We start from the raw sequence: 15,683 nt of genomic DNA, 5'->3' as shown, positions 1-15,683 counted from the left end.
CCAGTGAGTAATGCCAGGAAGGAGAGGCCCGTCACCGGATGTGACTGGCCATAAAAGAACAACAAGGACGAGGTTTCACCATGCTGTCGTATTTCTTACGTCGGATGCTTTTGATCATCCCGACGTTTCTCGGTATCACCCTGCTCGTCTTCACCATCACCCGTTTCGTGCCGGGCGGCCCGGTCGAACGCATGTTGCTGCAGGCGCAGGTGTCACAAAACGAGACCGGACGCTCCAGTGGCAGCAAGGGCGCCCAGGCGCTCTCCGATGAGCAGATCGAGGAGTTGAAAGCATTTTACGGGCTCGACAAGCCCATGCTGGTCGCCTATTGGGAGTGGCTGCAGAAGCTGGCCGTGCTGGATCTCGGCGAGTCGACCCGCTATTACGAGCCGGTGTGGGGCCTCATCAAGGAGAGGTTGCCGGTCACCGCCTTCTTCGGACTGGCCACCTTTCTGCTGAGCTACGCGGTATCCATACCACTCGGGGTAGCCAAGGCCCTCAGGCACAACAGCCGCTTCGATTCGCTCAGCTCCATGCTCATCTACATGGCCTATGCGCTGCCCGCCTACGTGGTGGGGATCTTCCTCATCACAGTCTTCGCCTTCCATCTGGAGTGGCTGCCCATGGGCGGTTTTCCCGGGGACGATTTCGATTCCATGGAGAGCAGTTGGGACCAGATCCGTACCGTCTTCGCCCACGCCCTGCTGCCGCTCATCGCCTACGCCATCGGGGATTTTGCCATCCTCACCATGACCATGAAGAACAGCCTGATGGAGAACCTGTCGGCGGATTACGTGCGTACCGCCGTGGCCAAGGGGCTGCCGTTTCGCAAGGCGGTGACCGATCACGCCATGCGCAACAGCCTGATCCCCATCGCCAGTCACCTGGGGTCCGTGCTCACCGTCTTCTTCGGCGGCTCTTTCCTCATCGAAACCATCTTCAACATCGATGGCATCGGCCTGCTCGGCTACGAGGCGATCGTCGAGCGGGATTACCCCACCGTCATGGGCATACTGGCCATCACCTCCATGTTGATGCTGGTGGGCAATATCGTCTCCGATATCTGCGTTGCCCTTGTTGATCCGCGCGTACGGTTTGGAGAGTGAGCATGAACCCTATCTCTCTTGTCATGCCGATGCTGATATCACGCCATATCGTCTCCGAGATCTGCGTTGCACCTTCTGTTGACCCCCGCGTACGGTTTGGAGAGTGAGCATGAACCCTATCTCTCTTGTCATGCCGATGCTGATATCACGCCATATCGTCTCCGATATCTGCGTTGCACCTTTCGATCCCCGCGTGCGGTTTGGAGAGTGAACATGAACCCGGTCACCTTAAAAAAACTCAAGCGTTTCAAGTCGATAAAACGCGGCTACTACTCCTTTGTCATCTTTACCACCCTGGTGCTGCTCTCCCTGCTGGCGGAGCTGCTGGTCAACAGCCGGGCGCTGATGGTGAGCTATCAGGGCCAGCTCCACTTCCCCACCTATGGTGACGTGATCCCGGGCCAGCACTTCGGGCTCGATTACGAGTACGAGACCAACTACCGCCAGCTGAAGGCCAAATTCGCAGAGGAAGGCAAGGGCGACTGGGTGCTGCTGCCCCCTGTGCCCTGGAACCCCTATGAGCAGGATTTCAAGCAGGATGCCTATCCGCCCTACGCCCCCAGCGCCGAGGAGCGCCACTTCCTCGGCACCGACACCAGCGGCCGTGACGTGCTGGCGCGGCTGGTGTATGGCTTTCGCATTGCCATCGGCTTTGCCTTTATCGCGTTGGCGGCCAGCTATGCCATCGGGGTCAGCATAGGCTGCATGATGGGTTTTCTCGGCGGGCGGTTTGACCTCATCCTGCAACGCTTTATCGAGATCTGGTCCCAGGTGCCGTTTCTCTACGTCATCATGATCCTGGTGTCGCTGGCCAAGCCGAACTTCGGCCTGTTTGTTGGCATCAACGTGCTGTTCGGCTGGATGGGGATCACCTGGTACATGCGCACCCTCACCTACAAGGAGCGGGCGCGGGACTATGTGATGGCGGCGCGGGCGCAAGGGGCGAGCACCAAACGGATCATCTTCAACCACATACTGCCCAATACCCTGATGATGATAGTCACCCTGGCGCCGTTTGCCGTGGTGGGCAATATCTCGACCCTGACGGCGCTGGACTATCTGGGCTTCGGGCTGGCACCACCGACTCCGAGCTGGGGCGAGCTGCTCTCCCAGGGCATCAACAACCTGGATGCCATCTGGATCGTCAGCTCGGTCGTCGCGGCGGTGAGTCTGGTGCTGATCATGGTCTCCTTCATCGGCGAGGCGATCCGCGAGGCGTTCGACCCGCGCAAATTTACCCGTTATCAGTGACACGCGGCATGCTTCATCGCCGTGTGTATCCAACCCTTAATTGAGAAGCCCCCAGTGCAGGGGCCAGACCTGGAAGTCAAACATGAAAAATAAAATCAAATGGATAGGTGCTCTCTTTGTGCTGGTGAACGGATCCTGGGTGTGGGCGGCCAGCCTGCCTGCGGATCTCAAATGGGAGACCAACGACACGGATCCTGTGTTCGCCTCCCCCAAGGCGCTGCCGGGCGGCAGCCTCAACATGTTTGTCGACAGCTTTCCGCTGACGTTCCGCACCGTGGGGCCCGACTCCAACGGTGCATTCCGCTCCTTTATTCAGGACAACCAGTTGCGGCTCATCAGCTTCCACCCCAATACCGGCAACCCCATACCCTCGCTGGCCACCCACTGGGCCATAGCGCCAGACAATCAGACCGTCTACTTCAAGCTGGATCCGCGGGCCAAATGGTCCGACGGCAAGCCGGTCAATGCCGACGACTACACCTTCGGCTACGAGATGATGCGCTCAAAAGAAATCCGCGCCCCTTGGTACAACAACTACTACACCACCGAAGTGGTGGCGGTAGAGAAGATCGATGACCACACCATTCTGGTCAAAACGGGCAACCGCAAGGCCAAGCTGGATCTGCTCAACACCACAGAGCTGTACCCTCAGCCCAGGCACTACTACAAGCTGACCCCCAACTGGGTGAAGCAGTACAACTGGGCTATAGCACCCACCACTGGCCCCTATGTGATCAGCGACGTCAAGAAGGGCAAGTCGGTCACCTTCAGCAAGCAGCAGGGTTGGTGGGCAAAGGACGATCGCTACAACCAGCACAGATTCAACCTCGACACCATCAAGGTGCAGGTGATCCGCGACCACAACATCGCCTTCCGTCACTTCCTGAAAGGGGAGCTGGATACCTTCGAGATGATACTGCCCAACTGGTGGCATGAAAAAGCGGTCACCCCGGAGTACAAGAAGGGGTACGTGCAGAAGGTGATGGCCATGACAGACACCAAGCAGGGCGGTCAGGGGCTGCACCTCAATGTGGCCAATCCCAAGCTGGCTGACCTCAACGTGCGGCTCGGCATCCAGCAAGCCTTCAACATCGACAAGATGATCGAAACCGTGCTGCGTGGCGACTATGACAGAGCCACCACCTTCGGCTCGGGTTTTGGCGAGTTCACCGACATCCAGCTGCCGGAGCGGGCCTATGACATCGGCAAGGCGCGGGAGTACTTTGCCAAGGGCGGCTACGCCAAGCCGGGGCCGGACGGCATTTTGCAAAATGACAAGGGCGAGCGACTGACGCTGGCGCTCACCTATACCAGTCAGGAGCACTCCAAGCGACTGACAGTGCTAAAAGAAGAGGCCAAGAAAGCGGGTCTGGATCTGGAGCTCAATCTGGTGGATGGCGCCACCGGCTTCAAGGTGATGCTGGAGAAGAAACACGAGGCGGCCTGGATGGGCTGGGCTGGCGGTGGTCTCTACCCACAGTATTGGGAGTCGTTCCACTCCGCCAACGCCAACAAGCCGCAGACCAACAACCTGTTCAACGTGGCGGACAAGGAGCTGGACGCGCTGATCGACGCCTACAACGTCGAATTCGACATGGACACGCGGGCCAAACTCTCACAACAGATCCAGCAGCGGATCTATGATCTCGCCATCTTCGTGCCCGGGGTGCAGCTCAACTATGTGCGGGCCAGCAGCTGGCGCCATGTGATGCTGCCCGAGGTGCCCGCCACCAAGAACACGCCGGATCTGCTCTACTGGCCCATGGATGGCTATCCCCACAGTAGCGGCGGTCTGCTCTGGCTCGATCCCAAGGTGAAGGAAGCGACCTTGAAAGCCAAGGACGCGGACGAGGCGCTGGCGCCCATCACCCTGCTCGACAAGACCTATGCACATCATTGATGCCATTGAGCAGGGAGCAGCAGTCATGTCCAACACACAGGCCCCCATCCTCGACGTACCGGATAACGGGGTGAAGTTCACCGCTGATAATGGCCAGAACCAGGCCCCCATTCTTGAGGTAAGCGATCTCGAGGTGGAGTTTTCCGTCGACGACGGCAAGATCAAGGTGCTCGACGGGGTCAGCTTCAAGGTGGCCCCGGGCCAGACCTTAGGTATCGTCGGTGAGTCCGGCTGTGGCAAGAGCGTCACCTCGCTCGCCATCATGGGGCTGCTGCCCAAGCCCCACGGTCAGGTGGTGGCTGGCTCCATCCGCTTTCAGGGAGAGGATCTGCTCACCCTGGCGCCGGATCAGATGTACAAGGTGCGCGGCAACCGCATCTCCATGATCTTTCAGGAGCCGATGACGGCGCTCAACCCGGTGCAGACGGTGGGCGATCAGCTGATGGAGGTGTTCGGCCTGCACAGACCCGATTACAACCGGGCCCAGCGCAAAGCCGCGGCCATCGCCATGCTGCAGAAGGTGGGGATCCCGGAGCCGGCCCAGCGCTTTGCCGTCTATCCTCACAACCTCTCCGGCGGCATGCGCCAGCGGGTGATGATCGCCATGGCGCTCTCCTGCGAGCCGGATTTGCTCATCTGCGACGAGCCGACCACGGCGCTGGATGTCACCATTCAGGCTCAGATCCTGGAGCTGATGAAGGAGCTGCAGGCCCAGACCGGCATGGCCATCATCTTCATCACCCACGATCTCGGTGTGGTGGCCGAGCTGTGCGACGAGGTGGTGGTGATGTATGCCGGTCGCGCGGTGGAGCAGGCGGATGTCTATGAGCTGTTTGACCACCCGCGCCATCCCTATACTCATGGCTTGATGAGCTCGATCCCGCGACTGGAAGATGTCCCCAAGAGCCTGCTCAAGACCATCAAGGGTCAGGTGCCCGCTCTGCATGAGATGCCAGCGGGTTGCCGCTTCTCCAATCGCTGCCCCCACGCCACCGACCTCTGCATAAGAGTCATTCCGGCGACCGAGCAGCTCGGTGCCCGGCATGGGGTGGCCTGCCATCACTGGAAGGAGTTGACGATATGACGGCGTTGTTGTCCGTGCGGGATTTGAAACAGCACTTCCAGCTTGGCGGTGGTTTCCTGCGCAAGAAGTATCGTGTCTATGCGGTGGATGGCATCACTTTCGACCTCAAACAGGGGGAGACGCTGGGGCTGGTGGGGGAGTCAGGTTGTGGCAAGTCCACCCTGGGCCGTACCCTGCTCAAGCTGTTCGAGCCGACCGCAGGCCAGATAAGCTTCGAGGGGCGGGACATCACCCATCTCTCGCCACGGGAGATGCGCTCTCTGCGCCAGGAGATGCAGATAGTGTTTCAGGATCCTGCAGAATCCCTCAACAGCCGCCACACGGTCGGCCAGATCCTGGAGGAGCCCTTCATCATCCACGGCAAGGGCAACACTGAGCAGCGGCGAGCCTGGGTGCTGGAGCTGCTGGACAAGGTGGGCCTGCCGAAGAGTGCGGTGGATCGCTACCCCCACGAATTTTCCGGCGGTCAGCGTCAGCGCATCGGCATCGCCCGGGCCATCGCCCTCAAGCCCAAGCTGCTGATATGCGACGAGGCTGTGTCGGCCCTCGATGTCTCGGTGCAGTCCCAGATTATCAACCTGCTGCTCAGCCTGCAGCGGGAGATGAACCTGGCCATCATCTTCATCGCCCACGACCTGTCGGTGGTGAAACACATCTCGGATCGCATTGCTGTGATGTATCTGGGACGGATCGTCGAGCTGGCGGAGGCTCAATCGCTCTATCTGGCGCCACGCCACCCCTATACCCAGGCACTCATCTCGGCCATTCCGGTGCCGGATCCGCGCCGTCGCAACCAGCGCATACTGCTGACCGGCGATGTGCCGTCCCCCATCTCGCCGCCGAGCGGCTGCCACTTTCACCAGCGTTGCCCCTATGCTACGGATCTGTGCCGTCATACGGCGCCGAGCCTGCATATCTGTGACGGGGCGGCTCATCAGGTGGCCTGCCACTTCCCCCTGGCGGAGGCGGAGGCTGTGCCCCTGGGAAAGGCGATATGATGCCGGTGCCCGCATCGCAACAGAGTGGCACGGGAGACAAGCAATAAAAAAATGGGGCCTGTGGGCCCCATCTTCATGGTTGGAGTTCAGGTTTGGCCGTGGAACATCTGGCCAGGGCAGGACAGCGGCCCCGAGAGGGGATGGCTGTTGCAATGATTATGATGTGTGTAATTTTACTACGTTAGATCTCTTTCTCCGATGCATCAGGCACCGTAACGGAAGTAATACTCACGGGTTGACGGGGCGTAGGTGTCTTTCTCTACGGCGCCTTTCTTGCTGGTTGCACCCTTAAGGTGGAACAGTACTGCCAGGTTCTCAAACATATATTCACCTCATCGCTCTGTTATCTAGTTGTAGTATGTGACCTGGGTCACAATTTGATCCTATGGCCTTATGTGAGCTGGATCAACTTTTTGTGTGGTAAATTTACATAAATCATGGAAAGGGTTTTCAAACCCAGTTCTGTTCATGGAGACGGTTTCAGAGCCACTCATGGCACAATGGCGGGCCGGAAGTGGCAGATGAAGGGCCAGGGTATTGAAAGGAAGGCGACCCTCAGGAGCCAGGTGTGCCTGGCGGTGGCGGCCACATGCGTGCAAAAAAATACCCCGCACTTGGCGGGGTATGCATCAGGTCGACTGCAAGTACAGAGGAACCGGCGCCTTATTTGGCCGGGATCTGCTCCAGCACATGCACCAGCAGTTGCCAGAAGCGCTCGACCGCCGGGATGTGTACCTTCTCGTCTGGCGAGTGGGCACCGCGTATGGTCGGGCCGAAGGAGACCATGTCCCAGTCCGGATAGGCGCTCTTGAACAGGCCGCACTCCAGGCCTGCGTGGATCACCATGACGTTGGGCATCTCGCCGAACAGGGTCTGGTAGCTGTTGCGTACCAGCGCCATCACGGGGGAGTCCACATCCGGCGCCCAGCCAGGATAGGCCCCGGTAAATTCGCAGCTGGCACCGGCCAGATTGAACAGGGAGCGGGTCATCTGCTCGACGCTCTCGCGACCGGAGTCGATGAGGGAGCGGATCAGGCACTGCACATACACCTCGCCGTCGAGCGTCTTGATGACGCCCAGGTTGGTGGAGGTCTCGGTGACGCCCGGAATGGCATCGCTCATGCGCATCACGCCGTTCGGGCAGGCCATCAGGGAGTCCAGCAGGCGTGTCTGCAGGGTTTCGCTCATCAGCTTGGCCGGTTTCTCCTGAGCAGTGAGCAGCACTGTCAGGTTGGCTTCGGTGGCTGCCAGCTCGCTCTGGTAGATGCCGGCATAGCGGTCGACCAGGGCCTTGAATTCATTGACGTGGGCAGCGGGCACCAGCAGCTTGGCGCGGGCTTCGCGCGGGATGGCGTTGCGCAGGGTGCCGCCGTGGATTTCGGCCAGACGCAGGCCCAGCGGCTCGGCCGCTTTCAGCAGGTGCACCAGCAGCTTGTTGGCGTTGCCACGACCGCGATGGATATCGACCCCGGAGTGACCGCCACGCAGCCCCTTCACCTGCAGCTCGAACCCTTCGCCCTCGGTGGCGGCGACCAGCTCCAGTGGGAAGCGGATATTGGCATCCACCCCGCCGGCGCAGCCCATGTAGACCTCGCCATCCTCTTCGGAGTCGGTGTTGAGCAGGATCTCGCCTTCCAGCCAACCCGCTTCCAGCCCGAACGCGCCCGTCATGCCGGTCTCTTCGTCCGTGGTCAGCAGCACTTCCAGCGGACCGTGCTTGAGGTTTTTGTCGGCCAGCACGGCCAGGCAGCCGGCCATGCCCATGCCGTTGTCGGCGCCCAGGGTGGTGCCGCGGGCGGTGACCCAGTCACCGTCTATATAGGCATCGATGGGATCCTGGGTGAAGTCATGCTGGGTGTCGGCGTTGGCCTGGGGCACCATGTCGATATGGGCCTGCAGTACCACACCCTTGCGGTTTTCCATCCCCGGCGTGGCCGGTTTCTTGATGATGATGTTGCCGACGGCGTCTTGCTTGACCGCCAGGCCTTCCCCCTGGGCCCACTCGACTATCCAGGCGCTTAAACGGGCTTCGTGCTTGGAAGGGTGGGGGATGGAGCAGATCTGTTCGAAGAAATGCCAAATCAGTTGGGGAGAGAGAGAACTAAGCTGTGCCACGTCGGGACTCCTTACCAGCACGGAAATTGACCGGGCCCAGAGGGCCGAGGAAGAGGATAACGATAATACAGTCAATCACACAAAAATGTGAGCGATCAGCGCAAATTGCGCGCGGCTTGTGCTGGTAATCGGGTTGTTCGCAGCGTACAGCCGAGGTTGAGGTGACAATGCCCAGCACAAAAGAAATTGTGTGATGTACGTCACAAAAATATTGTGTTTATGGCGCCGGCTGGTAAATTGGTGGCCGTGGTTCGCCACCCGTCAGGATGACGATGAATGCCTCCAGGGAACCGAAGCAAAGCAAGTGCGCCTCCATGGAACCGAGTGTCTGTTCAAGGATCTGAGCCCGCATAAAGGTACGTAACTTGTTAAGCAATCAGGAGTTTTACTATGTCAGGCAGCAATTCAACCTATTGGTTTGCCCAATCGCTCTACACCCAGGGTTATAGCTACCCGAATCCCTTCGCTTACCGCTAAGCAGGGGCGCCCCGCCGGGGACAAGCAGCAAGATGTGAAGCAGCAGGTGAGTGAGGATGTCATCCTCCCCCTGCTATTTTTTTATCTGCAACGGGTGGGAGCGGGTGTGGTGAAGCGTGGGCGTATGCCAGACGCCGGGCGGGATGTCAGGGGGCCGGGACGCTTTTTCCTGCATTTCGCATACGTTTGCCAGTCAATTTATCCGCAAACGATGGTATCATGCCGGCCCAACAGCCTGTCTGCGGTCTTTCCTCCAAACGACATGGCCGCCAGCTATGCCCATCCTGCTTTCATTGCATCTGTTTTTGCTGCCGAGGTACCAGCCCTGAGGCCGCCAACGTGCAAGCCGAATTCGGGAAGCAGGGGCGCCAGCATTGACTCAGCCGCGCGTGAAAACGCGAGGTGATTATTTTTTAAGTACTTGTTTTATATAACTCTTCGAGATCGATAACATGCCAAAAAAATTCTACGTGTCGTGGGATAACCTGCAACGTGAAGCGCGCCGTCTGGCCCGTCGTCAACTGCCTGTCAGCCAGTGGAAAGGGATCATAGCGGTCAGCCGTGGTGGTCTGGTACCGGCCGCGCTGATGGCCCGCGAACTTGGCATCCGTAATGTCGAAACCCTGTGCATCTCCAGCTACGACCACAACAGCCAGCGCGAGCTGGTGGTTGTCAAAGCGGCGACCACGGCCGGTGATGGCGAAGGTTGGCTGGTGGTGGAAGATCTGGTGGACACAGGTACTACCGCCAAGGCGATCCGTGAGCTCTACCCCAAGGCCAAGTTCATCGCCATCTTCGCCAAGCCCATGGGTGAGCAGCTGCTGGATGACTTCGAAGTCGCCATCCCGCAGGACACCTGGATCGAACAGCCCTGGGACATGGCGCTGGAGTTTGCCCAGCCTATCTGCGACGAAGAGTAAGCACTGAATCAGCTTCACAGGGCTCCTATATGGAGCCCTGTTTTTTTGTGGTGCAACTGGCTGCCGGGCGGGAAAAGTGGTTAAGATGGAGCCATTGCCTGACCGTATGAGTAATTACTTTGGACTTGAACGACGACCTTAACCTGACCGAGAAGCTGTTTACCCGGGTCAAGAAGGTGCTGGAGACCTCCGAGATCTCCAACAGCAGCCCGGTGGAAGAGCAAGATGCCAATCTGGACGAGACCTTTATCGATGGCTCCATGTCGTCGCGCTGGTATCGTCTGCTGCGCCGGCCAACCTGGGCCTGGCAGGGGGCGGATCCGGTCGAGGTGGAACAGACGCTGGCCTGCATCGCCATGGGAAAAGGGGAACGCACCCACGAGCGTTACCTGGATACCATCAAGGGCTATGTGTCCGGCAACTGGGTCTATGAGTGGAGCCAGCTGGCCGGCCGTTACTTCAATCAGGGCCGCGCCCTGGTGGAGCAGGGTGACTCGGCGGCAGCCCTGAAGGATCTGCTCAGGGCGGTGCGTTACTACTCCATCGCCAGTTATCCCCATCTGAAGAATGACGAGTTGGCGGATCAGGCCCAGTTGCTCGGCAACATGGCCTACCGCGAGGCGGGTCGCCTGTTCAAGGTGCCCCTCAAAGAGATACAGGTGCCATTTCGTGGCAAGAGCATTCAGGGCTACCTGCATCTGCCGACCACGGACAAACCCGTGCCCCTGGTCATCGTCAGCGGCGGCATCGACTCGTTGCAGGTCGATTTCCTCAACCTCTATCTCAAATGCCTGGAACCCAACGGCATCGGCATGTTGTCGCTGGATATGCCGGGCATCGGCTATGCCGAGCACTGGCCACTGGTGCAAGACACCAGCCGGCTGCATCAGGCCGTGCTGAACCACCTGTCAGAAGTGGCCTGGGTCGATCATCAGCGCATCGCCATGGTGGGTTTTCGTCTGGCGGGCAATGTGGCGGCGCGTCTCGCCTTCATCGAGCCGTTCAAGCTCAGGACTGTGGTCTGCATAGGGGCGGGCGTCAATCAGGTGTTCACCAATCAGGAGATGTTCGCCCGCTGCCCGCGCATGATGCGCGACGGGCTGGCGAATCGTCTGGGGGCCGACGCGGCCCAGTGGGAGTCGCTGCGTACCAAGTGCCAGGTATTTTCCCTCAAGACGCAAGGATTGCTGGGGACTCGCACTCCCGTGCCGATACTAAGTATCGGACACAAGAAAGATTTTATTTGTCCCGAGCAGGATGTACGGGCATTGGCGTCCGCCAGCCGCAATGGCAAGGCGGTGGTGTTCGACAAGCAACCCTTGCTGGAGGTGTATGACGAGGCGTTGAAAGAGATGGTCGACTGGCTTAAAAAGCACCTATGTACATGATATAGCGCTAAAAAAATAACGTCATCCCAGGATGATGTGGCTTGTTCAACAGGGAGGTTAACATGTCAGAAAGAGTGACCTACAAGCGACTGCTGAGGCAGTTTGCCGCGATTGGCCCCTATTTACGTGAAGATCTGTGTGAAGAGGGGCGCTATCGTTTCGACTGTCTCTCCGTCTGCGTCAGCGCCAAGCCGGCGCCGGACAAGCGGGAGTTCTGGGGCTGGTGGCTGGTGCTGGAGCAGCAGGATCACAGCTTCAGCTATCACTATCAGGTCGGTTTCTACAATGCGGAAGGGGCCTGGATCAACAAGCCAATCCCGAAGAAGCATCAGGTGGAAGTCGATCGTACCCTCAACCGCTTCTACAAGCTCATCAGTGACAAGCTCACCTCGCTTGAGTGTCGGCTCTCCCCTGCCGAGCAGGTGACCAACGAGCTGACCGTCACCGCCGCCTGATGTACTGATGCCCTGCGAGCCGTCCACTCACTCGCAGGGCCATCTTGTCTCGCTGCCCGCCGTTATCCATTCCTCTCTTCAAGCCTGCCGCCTCTTGCCACAAGGCAAGCTTCCCTGGTCCTCGCAGCGCTTGCGGGCTTAATTGCCTTGCAGGGCAACAGGGCCGTGGGTATAAAGGGATTCCTTACTTTTCAGCCTTCTTGCTCCCATGGAAAACAGAACCATAGTCGTCAAACTGGGCACCAGCGTGCTCACCGGGGGATCTTCCCAGCTTAACCGTGCCCACATGGTGGAGCTGGTCAGACAGTGTGCGGCCCTGCACCGTCACGGCCACAGAGTCGTGGTGGTCACCTCGGGGGCCATCGCCGCCGGGCGTGAACATCTGGGTCATCCCCCGCTGGCGCCGACCCTGCCCAACAAGCAGATGCTGGCGGCGGTTGGCCAGACCCAGCTCATCCGGGTATGGCAGGATCTGTTCAACCTCTATGGGCTGCACATCGGCCAGATGTTGCTGACCCGCGCCGATCTGGAGGATCGCGAGCGTTACCTCAATGCCCGCGATACCCTGCGCACCCTGCTCGATCACCGCATCATTCCCGTCATCAACGAGAACGACGCCGTGGCGACCGCCGAGATCAAGGTGGGTGACAACGACAACCTCTCCGCCCGCGCCGCCATTCTGGCCGATGCCGACTTGCTGATCCTGCTGACCGATCAGACCGGCCTGTTCACCGCCGATCCGCGCAGCAACCCGGATGCCCAGCTGATCGAAGAGGTGCAGACCATAGACGACACCCTGCGCAAGTTGGCGGGTGGCAGCGTCGGTGGTCTTGGTACCGGTGGCATGGCGACCAAGCTGCAGGCGGCCGACGTGGCGCGCCGGGCCGGGGTCAAGGTGGTGATCGCCACCGGCCAGATGCCGGAGGTGATAGGCCGTCTCGCCAAGGGCGAGCGCATCGGCACCCTGTTCCCGGCGCTGGCCTCGCCGCTGGAAGGGCGCAAGAGCTGGATCCTGGCCGGCCCGCCCCCGCACGGTGAAGTCCAGGTGGATCAGGGCGCCGTGGCCGCCATGCAGGATAAGGGCTCCAGCCTGCTGCCCAAGGGCATAGTCTCAGTGAAGGGGGATTTCGTGCGCGGCGACGTGGTGCGCATTCTCGATCCCAAGGGCGTCGAGCTGGCCCGCGGCATCTGCCGTTACGACCATCTGGAGCTGGAGAAGCTGCGGGGTGTTCACTCGGATCAGATAGAACAGATATTGGGCTATGGCTATGGCGCCGTGGCCATTCACAGAGATGACATGGTGCTGCTGTAAGGCCGCCGGTTCAATAGCGTCTGTGGCTACTGCTACGGGATCATGGGCCATTTACCGAGATAACATGGTGCTGCTGTAAGGCGGCACCCAGAAAGGGACAAAATCATGAGTCTGGAGAAAATGGGGCAGGCGGCCCGCGAAGCCGCCTATCAGCTGGCGACCATCAGCACGGCGCAGAAAAACCGGGCACTGGCCGCCATCGCCGATGAGCTGGAGGCGCGTAGCTGCCAGATCCTGGCCGCCAACGACAAGGACATAGCGGCCGGCCGCGAGGCCGGACTGTCGGACGCCATGCTGGATCGCTTGCTGCTCAACCCGGCCCGGCTGGCGGGGATAGTGGCGGACGTGCGCAAGGTGATCACCCTGGATGATCCGGTCGGGGCCGAAATCGACAGCCGGGTGCTGGAGAACGGTCTGCGCCTCTCTCGCCGTCGGGTGCCCATCGGTGTCATAGGCGTCATCTACGAGGCGCGCCCCAACGTCACCATCGACATCGCCAGCCTCTGCCTCAAGACGGGCAACGCCAGCATCTTGCGCGGTGGACGCGAGACCTTCCACTCCAACCTGGAGCTGGTGCAGGTGATCCAGAGCGCGCTGGCCGCCTCCGGCCTGCCACGCGATGCGGTACAGTACATAGACAATCCGGATCGGGCGCTGGTGGGCGAGCTGCTGCGTCTCGATCGCTACGTGGACATGATCATCCCCCGCGGTGGTGCCGGGCTGCACAAGATGTGCAAGGAGAACAGCTCCATCCCCGTTATCATTGGCGGCTTTGGCATCAGCCATGTCTTCGTGGACGAGAGCGCAGATCTGGCGCGCTCGCTGGCGGTCATCGACAATGCCAAGGTGCAGCGCCCCTCCGCCTGCAACGCCCTCGATACCCTGCTGGTGCATGAAAAGGTGGCCGCCGCCCTGCTGCCGCAGCTGGTCAGCCTGATGAACGAGCGCAAGGTGGCCCTGGTGGCCGCCCCCAACGCCATGGCGTTGCTAGCTGGCGCCGACACGCTGCGCGAGGCGGGCCCGGAAGACTTCGATACCGAGTGGCTCTCGCTGACTCTGGGAGTCCGGCTGGTGGCGGACGTGAACGAGGCGCTGGCCCACATGCGCGAGCATAACGCCGGCCACTCGGATGCCATCCTCACCAACGATCTGAGCAATGCCGAGCGGTTCGTCAATGGCGCCGGTTCGGCCGCCGTCTACGTCAACGCCTCCACCCGCTTCACCGACGGTGGCCAGTTCGGGCTGGGTGCCGAGGTGGCGGTCTCGACCCAGATGCTGCACGCCCGCGGCCCCATGGGACTGACCGAGCTCACCAGCTACAAGTGGGTGGGATTGGCGGATTATCTGATCCGTGCCTGAGGACGTTGCCAACGCCTGCTGGAACCATGCCGACTCAGGTCGGCATTTTTATGCTCTTTTCTTGCGCCCCATCAGGGGCTTGCATATAACTATCCAGCAGGGTGTGGCGATATTTTGCACACTGCACTACCAACAAAAACGGGAGCAGATTCAAGGATGAAGCAAACAGATTGGATTGCGCGGCCAGGATGGCTCTGGTTGAGCTTGCCGCTGCTACTGGGGGCGCTCTGTTTCAGCACCAGCAGCCACGCCAGTTGGGATCAGGATCTCTATCGCCAGCTGGGGTTGGCAGGCAAGCTCGACAAACAGGTGTTTCGCCAGGCCATCAACAGTTATCAGAGCGTGCGCCACAAGCGCAAACCCATACTCACCATCATCGACTACAGCAAACCCTCGACCCAGCGCCGGCTGTTCGTGATCGACGTGAAACGCCACAAGCTGCTCTACCACACCTGGGTCAGCCACGGCCGCAACTCGGGCGAGCTGGCGGCCCGCCAGTTTTCCAATCAGCTCAACTCCATGCAGAGTTCCCTCGGCGTCTATCGTACCGCCGAGACCTATCAGGGCAAGCATGGCTACTCGCTGCGCCTCGATGGCTTGAGCCCGGGCAAGAACAGCAATGCCCGCAGGCGTGCCATAGTGGTGCACGGCGCCGACTATGCCAGCCCGCGGCACCTGCGCAAATATGACAAGCTGGGCCGCAGCTGGGGTTGCCCCGCGCTACCCAAGGAGCAGTCCAGGGCCATCATAGACATCATCAAGGGGGGAAGCGTCATCTATGCCCACGGCTGAGGTGCACGCATCCATGCATAAGGCCAGCACGAGTGCTGGCCTTATTGTTATCTGTTACGCGGTGAACGAGCCGGGCGTTAACGCACGACCAGCACGGGGCAGGGGGCGTGACGCACCACGGATTCGGCGACGCTGCCCACCAGCAGGTGGCTGAGGCCGGAGCGGCCGTGGCTGCCCATGACCACCAGGTCGACCTTCTCCTCTTTCGCCTGAATGACGATCTCGTCGGCGGCGCGGCCGAAGCGTACCTCGAAGGTAGCGGGAATGGGCAGGCTGGCGACCAGCTCTTTCAGCTGGGTCTTGGCCTGGCGTTCCATCTCGTGGGTGATCTCGATGGCGGTCATGTGCAGGATCTTGTAGCTGTCGAAACCGTGCAGTTGGTCCACCACATGGACCAGCTTGAGTTCAGCCTGATGGCTCCGGGCCATGAACACCGCATAGTCGAGCACAGACTGGGACATCTGGGAAAAATCGACGGGGCAGAGCAGGGTTTTGATGGATGACATATGAAGGCTCCCCTATGGTT

Annotated in this window: 13 protein-coding genes; 11 read left to right on the top strand and 2 right to left on the bottom strand. The window is 60.2% G+C overall.

From position 1 onward, the window contains the following. The first annotated feature begins 80 nt into the window (after window positions 1–80). The 5 genes from ACM3N8_RS21145 to ACM3N8_RS21125 all read left to right on the top strand — a co-directional run bounded on the left by ACM3N8_RS21145 (window position 81) and on the right by ACM3N8_RS21125 (window position 6,339). Entirely contained in the window at window positions 81–1,106 is a 1,026-nt protein-coding gene (locus ACM3N8_RS21145; RefSeq protein ID WP_337999332.1) for an ABC transporter permease subunit, read from the top strand. Window positions 1,107–1,313: 207 nt separating this feature from the next. Then, window positions 1,314–2,357 carry an ABC transporter permease gene (locus ACM3N8_RS21140; RefSeq protein ID WP_172955286.1) on the top strand — a complete coding sequence of 348 codons (1,044 nt, stop codon included), beginning with the start codon at window positions 1,314–1,316 and terminating at the stop codon, window positions 2,355–2,357. A gap of 82 nt (window positions 2,358–2,439) precedes the next feature. Continuing rightward, entirely contained in the window at window positions 2,440–4,257 is a 1,818-nt protein-coding gene (locus tag ACM3N8_RS21135) for an extracellular solute-binding protein (protein WP_098982600.1), read from the top strand. A 25-nt stretch (window positions 4,258–4,282) separates the two neighbouring features. Continuing rightward, the gene (locus tag ACM3N8_RS21130; RefSeq protein WP_098982603.1) at window positions 4,283–5,341 is read left to right on the top strand and encodes an ABC transporter ATP-binding protein; all 1,059 of its coding nucleotides are present in this window, start codon (window positions 4,283–4,285) and stop codon (window positions 5,339–5,341) included. Then, window positions 5,338–6,339 carry an ABC transporter ATP-binding protein gene (locus ACM3N8_RS21125; protein WP_290019636.1) on the top strand — a complete coding sequence of 334 codons (1,002 nt, stop codon included), beginning with the start codon at window positions 5,338–5,340 and terminating at the stop codon, window positions 6,337–6,339. The genes ACM3N8_RS21130 and ACM3N8_RS21125 overlap by 4 nt, the downstream gene beginning before the upstream one ends. A 663-nt stretch (window positions 6,340–7,002) precedes the next feature. Here the strand turns inward: ACM3N8_RS21125 and ACM3N8_RS21120 are convergent. After that, on the bottom strand, window positions 7,003–8,454 hold the full coding sequence (locus tag ACM3N8_RS21120; RefSeq protein WP_416016565.1) for an aminoacyl-histidine dipeptidase: 1,452 nt from the start codon (window positions 8,452–8,454) through the stop codon (window positions 7,003–7,005). Between the two features lie 929 nt (window positions 8,455–9,383). Here ACM3N8_RS21120 and gpt point away from each other — a divergent pair. The 6 genes from gpt to ACM3N8_RS21090 all read left to right on the top strand — a co-directional run bounded on the left by gpt (window position 9,384) and on the right by ACM3N8_RS21090 (window position 15,157). Then, window positions 9,384–9,851, top strand: a complete 468-nt coding sequence (gpt, locus tag ACM3N8_RS21115) for a xanthine phosphoribosyltransferase (RefSeq protein WP_042866764.1) — start codon at window positions 9,384–9,386, stop codon at window positions 9,849–9,851. 119 nt (window positions 9,852–9,970) lie between these two features. Beyond that, entirely contained in the window at window positions 9,971–11,239 is a 1,269-nt protein-coding gene (gene frsA, locus ACM3N8_RS21110; RefSeq protein ID WP_043138123.1) for an esterase FrsA, read from the top strand. A 62-nt stretch (window positions 11,240–11,301) separates the two neighbouring features. Continuing rightward, window positions 11,302–11,694, top strand: coding sequence for a sigma factor-binding protein Crl (gene crl, locus ACM3N8_RS21105; RefSeq protein WP_043138124.1), 393 nt, complete (start codon window positions 11,302–11,304; stop codon window positions 11,692–11,694). A gap of 208 nt (window positions 11,695–11,902) precedes the next feature. Further along, window positions 11,903–13,006 carry a glutamate 5-kinase gene (proB, locus tag ACM3N8_RS21100; protein WP_103472602.1) on the top strand — a complete coding sequence of 368 codons (1,104 nt, stop codon included), beginning with the start codon at window positions 11,903–11,905 and terminating at the stop codon, window positions 13,004–13,006. Window positions 13,007–13,111: 105 nt separating this feature from the next. Next, complete coding sequence (locus ACM3N8_RS21095; RefSeq protein ID WP_290019635.1) at window positions 13,112–14,365, top strand: glutamate-5-semialdehyde dehydrogenase; 1,254 nt, start codon at window positions 13,112–13,114, stop codon at window positions 14,363–14,365. A gap of 156 nt (window positions 14,366–14,521) precedes the next feature. Next, window positions 14,522–15,157 (top strand): murein L,D-transpeptidase catalytic domain family protein, encoded by a 636-nt coding sequence (locus ACM3N8_RS21090; RefSeq protein WP_043138133.1) that lies wholly within the window; start codon window positions 14,522–14,524, stop codon window positions 15,155–15,157. A gap of 77 nt (window positions 15,158–15,234) precedes the next feature. Here the strand turns inward: ACM3N8_RS21090 and ACM3N8_RS21085 are convergent, their stop codons facing one another. Continuing rightward, window positions 15,235–15,663, bottom strand: a complete 429-nt coding sequence (locus ACM3N8_RS21085) for a universal stress protein (protein WP_043138135.1) — start codon at window positions 15,661–15,663, stop codon at window positions 15,235–15,237. Between the last annotated feature and the right edge of the window lie 20 nt (window positions 15,664–15,683).

This window comes from Aeromonas sp. A04, assembly GCF_047780465.1.
GTDB classification, from domain to species: Bacteria; Pseudomonadota; Gammaproteobacteria; order Enterobacterales; family Aeromonadaceae; genus Aeromonas; species Aeromonas bestiarum.
This window is presented reverse-complemented; position numbering and strand designations above follow the sequence as displayed.